A 16,698-nucleotide genomic window follows, 5' to 3' on the forward strand; every position below is an offset into this window, starting at 1 on the left:
TAAAAAAACCCTTCCCATACTCACGTCTTTCCTGTATGTTTGTAGTTGCGTATACCAACAAACGAGGTGAGACGTGACATGATCAGTTTACCCATAAAAGACTTAACATTCAAGGACCTAGAACGAAATTTTTTCGAATTGGGCTGTGAAATCGCCAGAAATATGATGCAGCAGTTCCTGGAACAAGCAGATGAAGACCTAGCGAGGAAAAGAGACAAAACTCAACTAAGACATAAAGGCAAGAAAACCACCACCATTAAGACCCTTATGGGAGAAGTGGTATTCAGTAGAAACATCTACAAAAAGGTTACCGATGACGGTCAGGTTCAGCACATTTACTTACTTGACGAAGCCCTTGGTTTCGAAAAAATCGGAACCATATCCTCTAACCTGGCAGAAAAGATCATAGAACTCAGCTGCCATAAAGCCTACCGTCAAGTAGCCGAAACAATCACCGAACTAACCAACCAAACCATAAGCCACCAAGCAGTATGGGATATCATTCAAACCGTAGGCCAAAGACAACGGGAAGCAGAAAAAGAACTCATCGAAGCTAATCAAAATCATGAATTATGTGGCGACCGGGAAGTTCCGGTACTTTTCGAAGAAGCAGACGGGATCTGGCTATCCATGCAAGGCAAAAGCAGGCCCAAAAGAGGCAATGGCCGTAAAGAAATGAAAGTAGGGATAGCTTATGAAGGTTGGGAGCCCCGATATCCGTCCTCCGAGGAATACAGAACAGTAGGTAAAACAGTCTTTGCCGGTTATCACCAAGCCCAGTACTTTCAAGACCTAAGAGAAGCCATCCTAGCCGGCAAATACAACATGGATAAGATAAAGTACCGGATACTAAACGGCGACGGAGCAAGCTGGATTAAATACGACCATGAGCCCAAAACAGGCCTCTTTCAACTGGATCCCTATCACCTATCAAAAAGCATAATCAAAAACGTAAAAGACAAGAAAGCAAGATACCATATCCACAGATGGCTTAAGGCCGGTGAATTTGACAAAGTATATGCCAAACTGGAAGAATTGAGATATCAATGTGACGGCCTTGTCGATGAAATAGAAAAACTTAACGACCTGGAGACCTATATCAGAAACAATGAAGAAGGCATAATCAGCTACAAAGACAGAAAAGGAATAGAAATACAATCTCCACCAGAAGGGTTGGAATACCGGACCCTTGGCACCATGGAAAAGAACGTGGATTTATTTGCCAAACGTATGAAAGGAGCCAAGAGCTGGAGCGAAGAAGGAGCCACTAACCTGGCAAAAATCATAGCCATTAAAATGGGAGAGAACTTTAAGGAAAAGCTGGCCGGTCTCATCTCAGGACAAGTATCAGAGCAATTAACCGAGCGGTTTGAAGAGACCATAACAAACACCAGAAAGACCATAGACAAAGCCATCAAAAAGAACATACATCCCTTACATCGGGGGAAACTCCCCTATTCCAATTACAAGATGACCAATGGGAGGCGAGTTATTCTCAATCTATTTAACATGCAGGATTTTGGTGAATTAACCTACCGTTAAAGGAGTTATAGCAGGTAGGCTTATTTAGCGGTACCCAAAAACACTATCCCTATGAACAATAACAGACAAAGCGAAGCCGTAGGTGGCTGCCCCTGGCCAGTCGAAACGGCTTGCTCGAGGCTCCATGTCAAGGCTGGCCGTAAGGCCACCCCATGGGGCTTGGCCTTGACGTGGAGAAGGCAAGCTGTTAGCCTTTTTGGGGCGCAGCCACACCAGGCTGAGCGTCTAAAAAAACGGAAACTTTCCTAGAGAATTAAGATGGATTCAGGAAAGACAAAAAAATTGCCTACTTGTACTTGACACAAACAAGAATAAAGCCGCCGTTGACAGGGCGGCTTTATTGTGCTAATATATCAATTGTTCAAGCTGTATATCACTTGCCCGAGTGTCGGAACAGGCAGACGAGGCGGTCTCAAAAACCGTTGGCTTTACAGCCGTGTGAGTTCGAGTCTCACCTCGGGCACCATGCTTACTAAAAGCCGCATGTCAATGCGGTTTTTTCTTTGCCATTCATGTACCGGCGGCGCGGGACCCATGGAGCGACCAGGGCTCCTTGCAGCCGGCAATTAACACCGAACGACAAAGCAGCAGTTTGTCAACAAGCTGCCGGAGGGAAGTTCCTCCGTTTTTTGTATCATTTGTCACGTTTTATGAGGCACCGTTGGTTCTATCACGGTAGACTTGGCTTTTCCTGCGGCAGTGGTCCGGGGATTGATGTCACGGCCGGTGGTGTCGAGACCGGCTGCTGCCTCTAACAGGGAGCCTCCGGCCCCTTTTGTAAGGAGCCAAAAACGTTAATCTCAGGTGGGTCCTATTTGACCGGGTTAATAAAATGACGAGGAGTTGGATAGATACACATAGCGGGAACATCATGAATGCCATAGGTCAAGAGCTCTCGGGTGTGTTGCCTGAAAACAAAAAACCGGCCGCCGGTATCGTTAAGCCAGGTTAGCCGTTTGTAGATAACCAATCATGGTGGTAGCCATGATTTCATAGCCCCGGCGATTGGGGTGGCAAGAGTCCGCGTAATAGGCGGGATTGCCGGCACCGTCGCCCTCCAGCAAGGGGGTATAGAAATCGATGATATTAATCTTCTGCTCCATGGCGAAGGATTGCATCCAAGACCGGTAGTTATCCAGGTACGGAACCGATGCCAAGGTGCCCGGCAAGTCTGGGTCATCCAGGGCAGACTTGTTAATGGGGATGGGCAGTCCTAAATGAAAACGGATGTGATGCCGGCGCGCCAGGTGAAACATCCTCATGATGTTTTCTTGCACGACGGCTAGCGGTGTTTTGTACCAGGCGTCATTGGTGCCGCCTAGGACCACCACATCGGTAGGCGCCAGTGCGATGACATCGGCCTCGAACCTGGCCAGCATATCGGCAGTGGTGTCGCCGTTATGGCCTTTGTTGACCAGTTCTCCCATGAAGGCAGTCTGAGTCAGGTGGACCCAGGAGGCGTCCGGCCCGTAAGGATATCCATAGGTGATGCTGTCTCCAAGACAGACGAATAACATGTGCATCCCTGCCTGACATCTAAGTTTTGGTATTAACTAACACTAGTTTAACTGATTTACCTGCCGGTAACAACTGTAGATTGTACCAGAACGTACGGAAAGGGGAAAACGACCATTCTTTAGAATTATTGGCTGTTAGGTACCATGATAGTTATAATAAAAGAAGGCAAGAAACTCAAATATAGGTGGTGATGACTTGTCTCGTAATGAGGAACCCCTTTGTGAAGAAGTTTGTATCGACAAAGAAGCCGTGTTAAGAGCGAAGCAAAACCGGCTCACCGATGAAGAAGTAACCCAATTGGCCGAGACTTTCCGCGCCTTGGGTGACCCAACGCGCATTAGAATTATTCAAGCCCTGCGGCAAGAAGAACTATGCGTCTGCGATTTGTGCCAGGTATTAGATATGAGCCAATCGGCCATTTCCCATCAGCTGCGGGTGCTGCGCAACCTGCGCCTGGTAAAATTCCGCAAGTCAGGGAAGAATGTTTATTATTCCCTGGATGACGAGCATATTGTTTCGCTGTTTGATCAGGGTTTAGTGCATATTCGTCATGATTAATCTTCGTGCCGGAGGAGGTCTCGCTATGTCGAGGCCTTTTTCATTTTGGGCCAAAGACGGTTCCTGGTATATCTAATCTATTTAGTTTAAATAGGCCCTGTGTTATAATGACAAGAGGCTCAAACCTTGAAGCAGGAGAAATCTTGCGGGGGAGAAAAGGGGGGATGGCCGTGGAAAGAGACGAAGCAACCTTAATTGCAAGATCTCAACAAGGAGACGTAGAGGCTTTCGGTGAGCTGGTTGCTCTGTACGAAAGACAAGTGTATACCATAGCTTACCGTTTTATGGGGAATCCTGAAGACGCCAGCGATCTGGCCCAGGAAGCGTTTGTCAGGGCTTTTCGCGCTGTCAAGAGTTTTCGAGGAGAAGCCTCTTTTAAGACGTGGCTTTATCATATCATCGCTAATGTGTGCCGGGATGAACTGAGAAAAAGAAAGAAGCAGGTAGTTGTTTCCCTTGATGCCCCGATTATGACGGATGATGGTTTTATTACGCGGGAGCAGGATGACTGGTCCCTGGCCCCCGAAAGAGTTTATGAGAGTATAGAATTACAGGAAACCATTCAGAAGCTGTTGAATCAGCTAACCCCCGAATACAGGCAGGTTTTGGTCTTAAGGGAAATCCAAGGTTTCACCTACGAAGAAATCGCTCAAATACTGGCGTGCTCTCTAGGGACCGTAAAGTCGAGGATTAACCGGGCACGCAAGGCGATGCGGGACCTGATTGCCGCCAATAAGGAACTTTTTCAAAGCACCTCACGTCTAGTAGAGTGAAAGGAGGGAGACGCATGCTTGATTGTGCAGCCGTTCGAGAGGAATTGTCTGCTTATATCGATAACGAACTGCCCTCAGCCAAACGACAAGAAATCGAACAACACTTGCAGAGATGTAAAGGCTGCTATGATGAATACATCGAGCTGCAAGTCACCTCTGCCATAATGCACTCCCTGAGAGAACTGGAGCCTCCCCCGGGGTTTAGAGATAAAGTGGCCGAGCGATTACGGAAGGAAGAAAATCGGGGCATCTGGCGTAAAGTGGCGAAGAAGCCATGGTACTCTCTCGGTGCGGCGGCAGGAATATTGCTTCTGATCGGTGCTTGGGGCTTGTGGTTTGACGGCGGGTGGGCCAGATTTCCGGTGGACTTGACGGGGCAGGCGGAAATTGCCCAGGAGGATGCGAGCACGGTCGGCGAAGCCGTAGAAATGCAGCTTTTTGCCGGTGATATAGCTTCAGAGGAACGTGCCGCCGGTATGGAAGCTGCAGGGAAAACCCCTGAGCAAAATGCAGGGGCTGCCGTGGCCTGGGATGAGCCGGTAATCGAAAAAGCAGAGGCGCCGGAACCCAGTCCTCCCCCGGCCGGGGAAGACGAAAACAGGGTGTTTGAAGTGGCTTTAAGGTCTCTGCCTCCGGAAGCGGTGGGAGAAACACCGCCGGATCATACGGAAGCAGGGGCAGGCCGAGATGAAATAGATAAGCCGGAAGCCGATGCCAGGGCTTTGGTCCTGCAAGGAGCACCCCCCGGCGGGGAAGGGCTGGTCATTGAAATCAGCCTCACCACGGAAGCGGTTGAGCAAAGCCGGCATGCCGTCGAAAGCCTAGCCTATCGAAACGGCTTGGGGGTAGCCCGCCACGAGGAAAACGGGATCACTGTTTTGGTCATGCTGGTACCAATTCACCTGCAGAGAAGCATTATTGAGCAGCTGCGAGGAACAGGTTTTGTTACCGGGGAAGTTCTCTCCAATCCTGAGCTGGGCGAAAGAATAAACGAGCTGAGCAGGTCGCAAGAAGAGCTGTGGCAGCAGCAGAGCGAGTTAAATGCGCTGATTGCCAGCGGCGGGGCTTTGGAGGAAACGCAGGTCTGGGAAGAGGAACTGGCGAAAGTTCAAGCTCAATTGAAGGAAATAGAAGGGGAGTTGCAGCAGTTGGAAGAAGAATTACCCCCTTCGGAAATCAAGATTATCTTAAAAAAGTAAGCGGGTGAGGTAGGAAACTGGTATGCAGGAAATTATTTCTTGCATACCGAATTTTTATTTTTGACACTCTGACCAGTATGGCAAAACTAATAAACGGAACTTCCATTGAGGGATTAGAGGTGTATTCATGTGAACGGTAAGAAAAAGAGGTTCTTGGTAGTTGACGGCAGCAGCTTGGCTCACCGGGCTTTTTATGCCTTGCCGCTGCTGTCGAACCGGCAGGGCGTATTTACCAATGCGGTGTACGGGTTTGTGACAATGCTTGGCAAGATCCTGGCGGAAGAACAGGTAGATTACATAGCCGTGGCTTTTGATAAAGGCCGGGACACTTTCCGGACGGAGCGTTATGCGGGGTATAAGGGACACCGGAAAGCCACACCGCCGGAACTGGTGCCCCAGTTTAATTTAATTGAAGAACTATTGAAGGCACTCCGCATCGCCAGTTTTGCCTTGGACCGTTATGAAGCCGATGATTTGATCGGGACGATGGCCAAAAAGGCTGAAGCACAGGGGATGGAAGTATTGATCTTAACGGGGGACAGGGATGCGCTGCAATTGGTGTCCCCGTCGATTACAGTCATGCTGACGCGTAAAGGCATCAGCCAGTTAGAGTATTACGATCCGGCCAAAATCACGGAGAAATACGGCATCCAACCTATCCAGTTGATCGATGTGAAGGGACTGATGGGAGATGCTTCGGACAATATTCCCGGTGTGCCGGGTGTGGGAGAAAAAACAGCTCTCAAGCTGATACAGCAGTATGGGAGTGTAGAAAACGTCTTGGCGAATTTGGACAGCATTTCCGGGGCTAAATTGAAGGAAAGCCTGACTCAATATGCAGAACAGGCTTTGCTCAGCAAGGAGTTGGCGACCATAGATTGCCTGGCGCCACTGGAATTTTGTTTAGATGACTGCCTTTATCAAAGTCCTGATTATGCCCAGCTTTTGCAGTACTACAAGGACCTGGAGTTTAACAGCTTGATCCCGGCGGTACTGGACAAAATGGGGGACTCGGCGGACCGGGTGGCGGTAAAGCAGGACCAGCCCACCGTTTTAACGAGCTGGTCCGAGTATGCTGCCCGCTGGCAGGAAGCCATGACCCACCGGCTGGTGGCTGTGGAGCTGGAGCTGGACGGCGCTTCCGCCCTCAGGGCTGGTCTGAAAGGCATCGGTTTTGCCACAGAGGACGGTGCATTCGGTTATGAAGTGGAGCCCGGTCAAGAGCAGCGCGTTCTCGACCTGGTGCGGGAGACAGCTGGCAGCTCTGCACCGGCATTCATCTTGCACGATGCCAAAAAGGCGATGTTGATACTGGGTTTGCCCGGCCTGGGCCGGTTCAACCTGTATGGGGATACCATGGTGGCTGCCTATCTCCTAAACCCCAACAGCGGTCAGAAAGGCTTACCTGAGATTGTCCTGGAACACCTGAACCTGCCCCTGGTGCAGGAAAGCAGTACCGGGTTATCCTTAGGGAAAAGGGCGCTGATGGTGTATCGCTTGCATGAGGTGTTGCGCCGGAAGCTGGCGGACACCGGGATGCTGGAGCTTTATACCCAAGTTGAGCTGCCGCTGGTGGCGGTGCTGGCGTCCATGGAAGCCCGCGGGGTGAAGCTGGATTTGCCCCAACTGGACAGCATGGGGCGGGAACTGGAAGAGAGCATCAATGAAATTACCCGGGAAATCTACGAGCTGGCCGGGGAGGAGTTCAATATCAACTCCCCGAAACAATTAGGCCGTATTCTCTTTGAAAAACTGGGTTTGCCGCCGGTGAAAAAGACTAAGACCGGGTATTCCACCGATGCGGAGGTGCTGGAGGAATTGGCGCCGCGGCATCCCATTGTGGCCGGCATCTTGCAGTACCGCCAACTGGTAAAACTGCACGGAACCTACGTGGAGGGGTTGAAAGCCCTAGCGGATCCGGCTACCGGTAAAGTGCACACGACTTTCAATCAAACGGTGACGGCTACCGGCAGGTTGAGCAGCCAGGAGCCGAACCTGCAAAACATTCCCATCCGGCTGGAGCAAGGTCGCTTGATCCGGAAAGCCTTCATCCCGTCCCAGGCAGACTGGCTCTTGCTGGCAGCAGATTATTCTCAAATCGAGCTCAGGGTACTGGCCCACATCTCCGGTGATGCCAACCTGATTGATGCCTTCCGAAAGAAACAAGATATTCACGCTCGCACGGCCAGTGAGGTCTTCGGGGTGCCTCTGGACCGGGTTACGCCGGAAATGAGACGGCAGGCCAAAGCGGTTAATTTCGGCATCGTCTACGGCATCAGCGATTACGGCTTAAGCAGGGACCTGGGCATCAGCCGGAAAGATGCCGCCAGGTATATTGATTTGTATTTTGCCAGGTACCCGGGGGTGAAAAGATACATTGACCAAATCATTTTGGATGCCAGGGAAAAAGGATACGTTACAACTCTGTTAAATCGCCGCCGTTATTTACCGGATCTCTTCAGCTCTAACCGCAATATCCGTGCCTTCGGGGAGCGGACGGCCATGAATACCCCGATCCAGGGAACGGCGGCGGATATTATCAAACTGGCCATGATTAAAATTGAAGAAGTATTCCGGGAACGGGGCCTGGCTGCGGCCATGATTCTCCAAGTCCATGACGAATTAATTTTTGAAGTGCCCAAAGACGAGTTGGAAGAAGTGGAACGTTTAGTGAGGAATATCATGGAAAACGTGGTGTCCTTGCAGGTTCCCCTAGAGGTGGATGTGAAGGCCGGACCTAATTGGTATGATATGGTGACCATAGAAAGGAAGGACGACCATGCCTGAGCTGCCGGAAGTAGAAACAGTGAAACGCACCCTGGCTGACCAGTTGACGGGTGAAAAGATTACGAAGGTGTCCATTCATTACCCGGGCAATATCAGACAACCGGAGCCGGAGGTTTTTAAACAGACCTTAATAGGTAAAGAGTTTCTGGCCATTGACCGGCGCGGCAAGTTTCTCCTCCTTACTTTGTCGGAAGGATATGTTCTTGTCGTGCACTTGCGCATGACGGGCCAGCTGGTTTTGGCTCACGCCATGGACGGCTTGGCTAAGCACACCCATCTCGTCTTTTCCTTGTCCGGGGAAAGGGAACTTCGCTATGCGGACCAGCGGAAGTTCGGCACCATTGATCTGGTGTCTCAAACCGAGATGAACAAGTTAAAAGGATTAAGTGAACTGGGCATGGAGCCCTTATCCCCCGATTTTACCGCCGAGCGGTTGGCGGCTGTGCTGCAAAATAAAAAGCGTCCCATTAAAAACCTTTTATTGGACCAAACCATAGTGGCAGGTATCGGCAATATTTACGCTGATGAGATCTTGTTCGAGGCTGGGATTCACCCGGAAAAGCCGGCCGGTGAGCTGTCACCAGAGGAGATATCCGCCTTGTGGGAAGCTGTGCCCAAAATGCTGAACCTGGGAATCCAGCACAGGGGCACATCAATTCGCAACTACGTGGATGGGGCGGGGCAGCAAGGAGGTTTTCAAAACCTGCTGAGGGTCTACGGCCGCCAGGGGAAACCGTGCCGCCGGTGTGGTGCAACCATCCGGAGAACAAAAGTATCCGGCAGGGGTACCTATTTCTGCCCCGGCTGCCAGGGACATGTGGAGCATAGATAATGGGGTGTCGCCTTTGTATATCATCGGTCTCACCGGAGGCATCGGCAGCGGCAAGAGCACGGTCGGATCCATGCTGGCGCAGCTGGGGGCCGTGGTCATTGATACCGACCGGGTAGCGCGGGAAGTGGTGGCTCCGGGAAGCACAACCTTACAAGAGATTGTGAGATATTTTGGGCATGATGTCTTGCAGGCTGACGGGAGCCTGGACCGGAAGAAGCTCGGTTCCCTCGTTTTCGCCGATGAAACTAAACGAAAAATACTTAACAAAATTACCCATCCAGCAATCAAAAACGCCGTCCGGGAGAAGCTGGGGCAGATAGAACAGCGGGATCCCGGGGCCGTGGTAGTTATTGAAGCCCCGCTGTTGATTGAAGCAGGCATGACGGAAATGGTTGATGAAGTTTGGCTCGTTACGGTGGCACCGGAGATCCAGGTGAAACGAGTGATGGAAAGGGACGGGCTGAGTTATGAAGCCGCCATGCAGCGGATCGGGAGCCAATTGCCATCCTCGGAACAAATGGCTTACAGTGATGTGGTGATTTCCACGGGGCAAAGCCTGGAACAAGTGCGCCGGGAAATCAAAAGACAATGGAGACGACTAAAAAGTGCCGCAAGAAGATAGAATCTAGAAGAATGCAGATTTCAGATCGGCTGGAGGGAAAAGGTGGCTAGGCTGCGCGTACTGTTCAAAACAGGGATGATATTCTTTCTGCTGTCCGCCTTGGCAGCGGCAGTATTATTTGTACCATGGTTTTGGCGGTTGTTGTACCCGCTGCCTTACCGGGATACTGTTTTTGCTCAGGCGGAGGCAGTTAACATCGATCCTTACCTGGCCATGGCCGTGATCAGGGTGGAAAGCAAGTTTCGCCCCCAAGCTCAATCGGTCCGGGGGGCCAGGGGATTGATGCAATTGATGCCGGACACTGCCCGGTGGGTGGCCCAGCAAATAGGTGAGGAATATCATCCGGATCTGCTCTTTGATGTGGAGTATAATACAAAAATAGGATGCTGGTACCTGGCCAAATTGCTGGAGGATTTCGGAGGGAGTTTGCCCCTGGCCCTGGCGGCCTATAACGGGGGACCCAACAATGTGAGACAATGGCTCAGTGAAGGGATCTGGAACGGGGAGGCGGAGAACCTGCACCAGATTCCTTTTCCCGAGACCAGGGACTTTGTGGAAAAAGTCATGGAAGGGTACGAATCTTACCGGCGTATTTACGGCTGGTATGCAAAATTATCGACAAAAGGAGGTTTTTGGGGAATAATACCGAATAAGTGTTTTTGACAAAGATATGTGTTAAGAGGTGGAACTCTTGAACTGGAAAGAAATCACCACATTGAAACAGGTTGAAGAATTTCAGGTGCAGCCTGAACGGTTGTTTTTTTCCGCTGACCATGACGAGATCCGGAGTGGGGTCACGACTGACATCTATTTTATTAGGACTTTGGAGATACTGTCCCATTTGGGCTTATCTGATACCGAGGTGGTGGCGGAGGTCTTCGGCCGCAGGGAAGGTATTCTGGCCGGGGTGGAGGAAGTGAAAAACCTCCTCAAGGAAAAGCCGGTGCAGGTATGGTCCCTGCCGGAAGGAGCTCCTTTTAAGGCAAAAGAAGTAGTGATGAGGATTCAAGGCCCCTACAGCCAGTTTGGGGCTTTTGAAACGGTTTTGCTGGGCATGCTGGCCAGTTCTTCCGGGTGGGCCACGGCAGCCAGAGCGGCTAAAGAAGCGGCCGGTGACAAGCCCGTTATTTGCTTTGGTGCCAGGCATGTGCACCCGGCGGTGGCGCCGGTGATGGAGAGAGCGGCGCTGGTGGGTGGGTGCGACGGAGCCAGCTGTATTCTTGGTGCCAAGCTGGTCGGCCGGGAACCCCAGGGGACAGTGCCTCATGCCGTGTTCCTCATTGTCGGCGACACCGTAGAAACGGCTAAGGCTTATCATCAATGGATGCCTGCCAACGCCAAGCGGGTCATCCTGGTGGATACTTTTAAAGATGAGGCGGAAGAGGCCCTGCGGCTGGCTCATGCCTTGGGAGAAGCACTGGACGGTATTCGATTGGATACTCCCAGCGAGCGGGGCGGGGTGACCCCGGATTTGGTACGGGAAATTCGTTTCCGTCTGGATGCCCAAGGGTTTCACCGGGTGGGCATCTTTGTCTCCGGAGGACTGTCCCCGGAGCGGATCAGTATCCTGAGTGAGGCCGGTGCATCTGCTTTTGGTGTCGGCAGCTATATTTCAGGGGCTGCTCCGATTGACATGACCATGGATTTGAAGATGGTGAACGGTCAGCCGATTGCCAAAAGGGGACGCTTGCCCGGCTTGACCGCATCAGAACGCTTAATACGGATTCTTTAAATGGCCGGTTTTCCGGTCTTTTTCATTGACCAAAGAAATCTGGCGGAAAGGAAATGTTAACCGGTGAGTGCGCGCGGGAGAATGAAAATGTTGCTGCTGGTACTCTCGGTCTTACTTGTTGTCACTACCGGCTGCCGGCAGGAAAGATTTGAGCCCCATGCCAATAAGAGAATAAATACGGTGAATCCGGCAGCCCTCCGAGTAGGACTGGTGCATCAGATCGAGAGCTTGGATCCGGTAAAAATCAAGCACTTTGGTGAGATGCAGGTAGCTCGCGCTATCTATGAAACCTTGTTTGCTTTGGAACCTGACACCGGTAGGCTAGTCCCTTTACTGGCGGAGCAGTGGGAGGTGAGTCCTGAAGGGCACTCCTATCTCATCCGCTTGCGTCAAGGCATCAAATTCCACAGCGGCCGGGAATTAACCGCCGAGGACGTGAAGTTTTCCTGGCAAAGAGTGCTGGCCCTAGGAGAGCCGGTGGATTTAGCCAACGCTTTTCTTTCCGTGGCCGGGGCCATTGAATTCGCTTCGGGCCGGGCTTTGCATGTGACGGGGCTGGAAGTAACGGATCCTTACACCTTGAGAATTAACTTGACCAAACCGGACAACCGTTTCTTGCAAGTACTGGCCCACCCGGGGGCGGCGGTGGTGGATATGAAAGTGGTGGAACTGGTGGGTGAGTATTACGGCGAGCCCGGCGACTACCAGTCGCCGGTGGTAGCCCTGGCGGGGACCGGCCCTTTTGCCCTGGTGGAATGGATTGGAGGGGTGCAGGTGACCCTGCAGGCTTTTGACCAGTATCACGGGGAGGCCCCCCAATCCAAGCGACTGGAGTTTATCCAGTATCCGGACTTAGAAATGCTGAGCGCGGATTTTGAAGCGGAATACTTGGATTTGGCCTTGCTGCCTAACGATCTCTACCGGAAGTATTTCGCGTCGCCTGCACAAACCGTGGTCTTGCCGGGTTCGGACCTGTACTATCTCGGTTTTAATACCGGTCGTGAGCCTTTTAGCAGGTTGGCATTGCGGGAAGCCATCAGCCGCTGCCTGGACCGGCACGTACTGGCCCAAATATTTCAGGGAGAACCCCTGTCCGGCCTACTGCCCCGCTCCCTGATGGAGGGCCGGCCGTCCAGAACCGGTTACAGCTATCAACCCGGTGCCGGGGCAGTGGTTTTGCCTGGTGACGAACCGGTACCAGGTCTAACTTTAACGCACCGGGAAGGAGAGCCATGGGCTTCCATCGCCGCGGAAGTGAAAACACAGCTGGAACGATGCGGCTTCACCGTCCACTTGCAGGGCCTGCCTGCAGCTGAGTTTCAAAGGGCGGTACGCAGCGGGGAAGCCGGCTTTTACCTGGATTACTGGCAGAGCTCAACCCCCTGGGCCGAGTTCTTTCTTGCATCTCATTTTGCTTCCCCTGGCCTTGCCAATTGGGGGGGCTACACGAATCCCGTGGTAGACGACCGGTTCTTCTTCATTGATACGCAGGCTGACGATGATAGTGAACGGCTGGAGAGCTTGCTGGAAATTGAGCAGTTAGTTCAGGAGGATTATGCCATCTTGTCCCTGGGGAGCAGCAAGACATTTGTCGCCTTCCAGGAAGATGTGCAAGACGTTGTTGTCCTGCCGCCGGGCTTGGTCATGTGGGAAAAGTGCTCCCGGTTACCAGTCCGTTGACAAAATGTGGCGAGAATGACTAGGGGTGGTATAAGGAGGCCGCCGGAGCCGGATACTAGGGAATAAAAAGCTAAAAGGTGAGCATGATGTTTGACCTCCGTTACCACATTGCCTCACTGACGGCTGTGTTCCTGGCTCTGGGGTTGGGGATCCTGGTAGGGATTACGGTGGTTGATGATGAAGCCCTGGTCAATGAGCAGAAATACTTAATTGACCGCCTGGAAGAAGAGTTCAGGTCGATAAGGGGGCAAAATGCCCTCCTGCGCCAGGAAATAGCCAGGCAGCAGCAGGATAAGGCTGTGCTGGAGCAGTTCGCGCAAACCGCATTGCCGTATGTTATTAAAGACCGTTTAAAGGGTAAGAGAATAGCCATCGTGCAGACCACCGGTACCCCTTTACCGGATGGGCTGGCCGCCAATTTGGAGCTGGCCGGCGCCGAAATAGTATCTTTAATCGATTTGAATACTATCTTTAGACAGGACGACCGGCCCCTTAAAGCAATACCGGAAGGTGAAAAAGACGAGGCACCCATGGCTATCGCAGGGCCCGTGCCGGAAATGGTGGAAATGGTGTGGACCTGGCTGTCTTTGCCGGGGGAAGCAGCCCCTGAAGCAGGCAGCATTCCATTAGACGCAGTGATTGTCCTGGGGGGTACCGCTACCAGGGAAGATATGCTTTGCGAAGAGCTGGACTTGCCGCTGATCTCCTTGTTGCGGGAAAAAGGAATCATCGTAGCCGGTGTGGAGGTCTCGGGCATGCCCTATTCCTACCTGCCCCATTACCGGAAGTGGGCGGACATTACGGTGGAAAGAGTGGATACGGTTTATGGACAGGTGGCTTTGATCTGGGCTTTGATGGGGTTTCCGGGCTATTACGGCACCAGTGGGGAGGCCTGGGGTTTACTGCCGCCTGTGGACGACGCTTAAGACCCGGGAGCAGCAAAAAAGCGTGGTCCATTACCACGCTTTCCTTTACAGACTGGTGTCGGAGGAGGGACTTGAACCCTCACGGTATGCACCATACGCCCCTCAAACGTACGCGTCTGCCGGTTCCGCCACTCCGACATGTGTTATAATATTATGTGGTTGTTCACTACGTATGATACTATAGCACAAGTGAAGGTGCTTCGTCAAGTCTGGCCGGAAGCAAACCCGGTGCTTTTTGGCCGTGATTTTTTTATGCTGTGCCGGTCCATAACCGGTAAAGAGGTGTTGGTGAATGCACAACATTTGGGTCATGTACGGAACCCGGGCGGATGAGATGGCGTATCGCATGCTGGAGGCCATGGGCGTGGCGGAAGAGATCAAAGCCCTGGGAGTGAATAACCCTTTGATAGGCCTCAAGCCTAACTTGGTGGTAGCCCAGCCCTCCCACTGGGGAGCCACCACTGACCCGGCATTGGTGGCGGGGGTAATCCGGTATCTCAGAGAGCATGGCTTTTGCCGGATCATGATCATGGAGAGCTCCTGGATGGGGGAACGAACGGAAGACGCTTTTAGACACTGCGGCTATATGGCTTTGCAGCAGGAATTTGACGTACCCCTGATCGATTTAAAAAAGGATGATTATGAGGAAAGAGACATTAATGGGTACAAGCTATTGGTTTGCCGGCAGCCCCTGCAAGTTGACTACTTAATTAATTTGCCGGTGCTGAAAGCGCACTGCCAAACAAGAATCACCTGTGCCCTGAAAAATATGAAAGGGTGTGTCCCTGACGCGGAAAAAAGGCGGTTTCATCGTTTAGGGCTGCATGAACCCATCGCGTATTTAAACAAGGCTTTGCGGCCCCATCTCACCGTGGTGGACGGGATTATCGGTGACTTAACCCATGAAGAAGGGGGAAACCCGGTCCGGATGGGGCGGGTAATTGCAGGCCGGGATCCGGTGTTGATTGATGCTTATGTGGCGGAACTGTTGGGTTACGAGGTGAATGACATCCCTTACATAGAAATGGCCGCCGCGCTGGGGGTGGGGCGTGCCGAACTCCTGCCCGGAGATGTCCTGGCATTAAACCGGGTGGAGAGCCAGGCGGTGGAAGAGATTGAACCCGGCTTTCAGGTAGACCTGCTGCGGCCCTGGTTTACAGAAAAAGAGGCTTGCTCCCCTTGTGTCGGCGGCTTAGTGCATGCCCTTCAGCGGCTCCGGGAAGAGGGAAAGCTGCCGGGTTTGCCTCAAACCATTGTCATTGGACAGGGCTACAAGAACCGGCAGGGCGACGGCATCGGTATCGGAACATGCACCGGGGGTTACAGCTCCTGCCTCAAGAAATGCCCGCCGACAGCCAGGGAAATCATAAATTTCTTGGAAAACTACCTGGCCGGGAGGTGAGTGAAAGATGCCGGTCATCATAGCGGCCGTTTTCGGCATAGGTATCCTGCTGCATTTTTTTGCTTTTCTAGTCGGGTTGTCCAGGATCAGGAGCATCCAAGGAGGCCGTGAACCCGAGGGCATTTCCGTCATTAAACCCGTCAAAGGGGTAGACGCAGAAGCATATGAAAATTTTAAATCTTTTTGTTGCCAGCAGTTATCTGTTCCCTACGAGTTAATTTTCGCCTTGCAGGATCCCCAGGACCCGGCCTTGCCGTTAATTGAGAAGCTCAAGCATGAGTATCCGGAGGTGGATATCCGCATTACCGTGAATCCGGTCAAGCATCCCTGGACCGGCAAGTGCAGCAACTTGTATTACGGCCTTCAACTGGCCAAATACGATTGCCTGGTGTTAAGTGATGCTGATATGCGGGTGGCTCCTGATTTCATCTCCCGGATTACCTCGCAGCTGTACGGCCGGGGATTAGGGTTGGTCTCGGCTCTTCCCATTCATGTGGAGGCCAGGGGATTCTGGGCTTTGGTTTACCAACTGCATCTCAACGCCACCATTTTGGCTCAATGGCTCCCCTGGGCTTCGGTATTCAAATTGGGAGTGGCCGGCGGGACAGTGGCCATCAAGAGAGAGGTTTTGGAGCAAATTGGGGGCATCGAGGCCATAGGCGATTATGTGGTGGAAGATGTGCAGTTAGGTTTTCTGGTGAAAGAAGCGGGATACGGCATCGCCGTTGGTCCGGAGATCTATTCCCCCGTGGGAGCGAAAACGAAAGAAGATGCGGTGAGTCTCATGGCGCGAGGTGCCATCATCTACCGGAGGATGCTGCACCTGGCTCTGGAAGTTCCTTATTTGGTGGTGGCTTATTTTTACCTGCCGTTACTGCTGGCCGGTATCATGTTTCTGGAGCCGAGCTTTTTGTGGGCTGCAGGTATACATTTGGGGTGCAAAATGCTCACCGGCTTCCTGATTTCCCGTACCGCCGGTACTTCCGGAGCGGAAACCTTATGCATACCGATTGCTGATTGCCTGTTTCTTTATATCTATGTCAGAACGGTTGTTTCCGGGGATTTGACCTGGCGGGGTATCTCTTACCGGGTGGATGGCAAAGGCAGGCGGCTGACATCGTAAGGAA

Annotated in this window: 14 protein-coding genes and 2 tRNA genes; 14 read left to right on the forward strand and 2 right to left on the reverse strand. The window is 52.2% G+C overall.

Annotated elements, in window-relative coordinates:
* Positions 1 to 78 precede the first annotated feature (78 nt).
* Both GXX34_02505 and GXX34_02510 read left to right on the forward strand, forming a co-directional pair.
* Positions 79 to 1,542 carry an ISLre2 family transposase gene (locus tag GXX34_02505; GenBank protein ID HHW06400.1) on the forward strand — a complete coding sequence of 488 codons (1,464 nt, stop codon included), beginning with the start codon at positions 79 to 81 and terminating at the stop codon, positions 1,540 to 1,542.
* A gap of 379 nt (positions 1,543 to 1,921) precedes the next feature.
* Positions 1,922 to 2,008: transfer RNA gene (locus tag GXX34_02510), tRNA-Leu, on the forward strand.
* A gap of 472 nt (positions 2,009 to 2,480) precedes the next feature.
* Here GXX34_02510 and GXX34_02515 read toward each other — a convergent pair.
* Positions 2,481 to 3,059 carry a GDSL family lipase gene (locus GXX34_02515; protein ID HHW06401.1) on the reverse strand — a complete coding sequence of 193 codons (579 nt, stop codon included), beginning with the start codon at positions 3,057 to 3,059 and terminating at the stop codon, positions 2,481 to 2,483.
* 196 nt (positions 3,060 to 3,255) lie between these two features.
* Between GXX34_02515 and GXX34_02520 the strand changes: the two genes are divergently transcribed.
* From GXX34_02520 to GXX34_02565, 10 genes are all read left to right on the forward strand, one after another.
* Positions 3,256 to 3,618, forward strand: a complete 363-nt coding sequence (locus GXX34_02520) for a winged helix-turn-helix transcriptional regulator (protein HHW06402.1) — start codon at positions 3,256 to 3,258, stop codon at positions 3,616 to 3,618.
* Positions 3,619 to 3,788: 170 nt separating this feature from the next.
* On the forward strand, positions 3,789 to 4,391 hold the full coding sequence (locus tag GXX34_02525; GenBank protein HHW06403.1) for a sigma-70 family RNA polymerase sigma factor: 603 nt from the start codon (positions 3,789 to 3,791) through the stop codon (positions 4,389 to 4,391).
* 14 nt (positions 4,392 to 4,405) lie between these two features.
* Entirely contained in the window at positions 4,406 to 5,590 is a 1,185-nt protein-coding gene (locus GXX34_02530; GenBank protein HHW06404.1) for a hypothetical protein, read from the forward strand.
* Between the two features lie 153 nt (positions 5,591 to 5,743).
* The gene (gene polA, locus GXX34_02535) at positions 5,744 to 8,377 is read left to right on the forward strand and encodes a DNA polymerase I (GenBank protein HHW06405.1); all 2,634 of its coding nucleotides are present in this window, start codon (positions 5,744 to 5,746) and stop codon (positions 8,375 to 8,377) included.
* Entirely contained in the window at positions 8,370 to 9,209 is an 840-nt protein-coding gene (mutM, locus tag GXX34_02540) for a bifunctional DNA-formamidopyrimidine glycosylase/DNA-(apurinic or apyrimidinic site) lyase (GenBank protein ID HHW06406.1), read from the forward strand. The genes polA and mutM overlap by 8 nt, the downstream gene beginning before the upstream one ends.
* Positions 9,210 to 9,222: 13 nt before the next feature.
* A complete protein-coding gene (locus tag GXX34_02545; GenBank protein HHW06407.1) occupies positions 9,223 to 9,831 on the forward strand; it encodes a dephospho-CoA kinase in 609 nt (202 codons plus the stop codon).
* Between the two features lie 75 nt (positions 9,832 to 9,906).
* Positions 9,907 to 10,494, forward strand: coding sequence for a lytic transglycosylase domain-containing protein (locus GXX34_02550; protein ID HHW06408.1), 588 nt, complete (start codon positions 9,907 to 9,909; stop codon positions 10,492 to 10,494).
* 28 nt (positions 10,495 to 10,522) lie between these two features.
* Positions 10,523 to 11,563 carry a nicotinate phosphoribosyltransferase gene (locus GXX34_02555; protein ID HHW06409.1) on the forward strand — a complete coding sequence of 347 codons (1,041 nt, stop codon included), beginning with the start codon at positions 10,523 to 10,525 and terminating at the stop codon, positions 11,561 to 11,563.
* Between the two features lie 81 nt (positions 11,564 to 11,644).
* Positions 11,645 to 13,243: an ABC transporter substrate-binding protein gene (locus tag GXX34_02560; protein HHW06410.1), complete on the forward strand. Its 1,599-nt coding sequence runs from the start codon at positions 11,645 to 11,647 to the stop codon at positions 13,241 to 13,243.
* Positions 13,244 to 13,320: 77 nt separating this feature from the next.
* Positions 13,321 to 14,169, forward strand: a complete 849-nt coding sequence (locus tag GXX34_02565) for a copper transporter (protein HHW06411.1) — start codon at positions 13,321 to 13,323, stop codon at positions 14,167 to 14,169.
* Between the two features lie 53 nt (positions 14,170 to 14,222).
* Here the strand turns inward: GXX34_02565 and GXX34_02570 are convergent.
* Positions 14,223 to 14,307 (reverse strand) — tRNA-Leu (locus GXX34_02570).
* A gap of 154 nt (positions 14,308 to 14,461) precedes the next feature.
* On the opposite strand from GXX34_02570, the gene GXX34_02575 reads away from it, so the two are divergent.
* Both GXX34_02575 and GXX34_02580 read left to right on the forward strand, forming a co-directional pair.
* The gene (locus GXX34_02575; protein ID HHW06412.1) at positions 14,462 to 15,571 is read left to right on the forward strand and encodes a DUF362 domain-containing protein; all 1,110 of its coding nucleotides are present in this window, start codon (positions 14,462 to 14,464) and stop codon (positions 15,569 to 15,571) included.
* Between the two features lie 7 nt (positions 15,572 to 15,578).
* On the forward strand, positions 15,579 to 16,694 hold the full coding sequence (locus GXX34_02580; protein HHW06413.1) for a glycosyltransferase: 1,116 nt from the start codon (positions 15,579 to 15,581) through the stop codon (positions 16,692 to 16,694).
* The last annotated feature ends 4 nt before the right edge of the window (positions 16,695 to 16,698 follow it).

This window comes from Clostridia bacterium, assembly GCA_012840125.1.
Taxonomy (GTDB): Bacteria; Bacillota; DULZ01; order DULZ01; family DULZ01; genus DULZ01.

Excerpts from the sequence above, each read along its gene's own strand:
- GXX34_02505 (HHW06400.1), top strand. The coding sequence starts at position 79 with ATGATCAGTTTACCCATAAAAGACTTAACATTCAAGGACCTAGAACGA.
- GXX34_02515 (HHW06401.1), bottom strand. The coding sequence starts at position 3,059 with ATGTTATTCGTCTGTCTTGGAGACAGCATCACCTATGGATATCCTTAC.
- GXX34_02530 (HHW06404.1), top strand. The coding sequence starts at position 4,406 with ATGCTTGATTGTGCAGCCGTTCGAGAGGAATTGTCTGCTTATATCGAT.
- mutM (HHW06406.1), top strand. The coding sequence starts at position 8,370 with ATGCCTGAGCTGCCGGAAGTAGAAACAGTGAAACGCACCCTGGCTGAC.
- GXX34_02550 (HHW06408.1), top strand. The coding sequence starts at position 9,907 with ATGATATTCTTTCTGCTGTCCGCCTTGGCAGCGGCAGTATTATTTGTA.
- GXX34_02560 (HHW06410.1), top strand. The coding sequence starts at position 11,645 with ATGAAAATGTTGCTGCTGGTACTCTCGGTCTTACTTGTTGTCACTACC.
- GXX34_02575 (HHW06412.1), top strand. The coding sequence starts at position 14,462 with ATGCACAACATTTGGGTCATGTACGGAACCCGGGCGGATGAGATGGCG.
- GXX34_02580 (HHW06413.1), top strand. The coding sequence starts at position 15,579 with ATGCCGGTCATCATAGCGGCCGTTTTCGGCATAGGTATCCTGCTGCAT.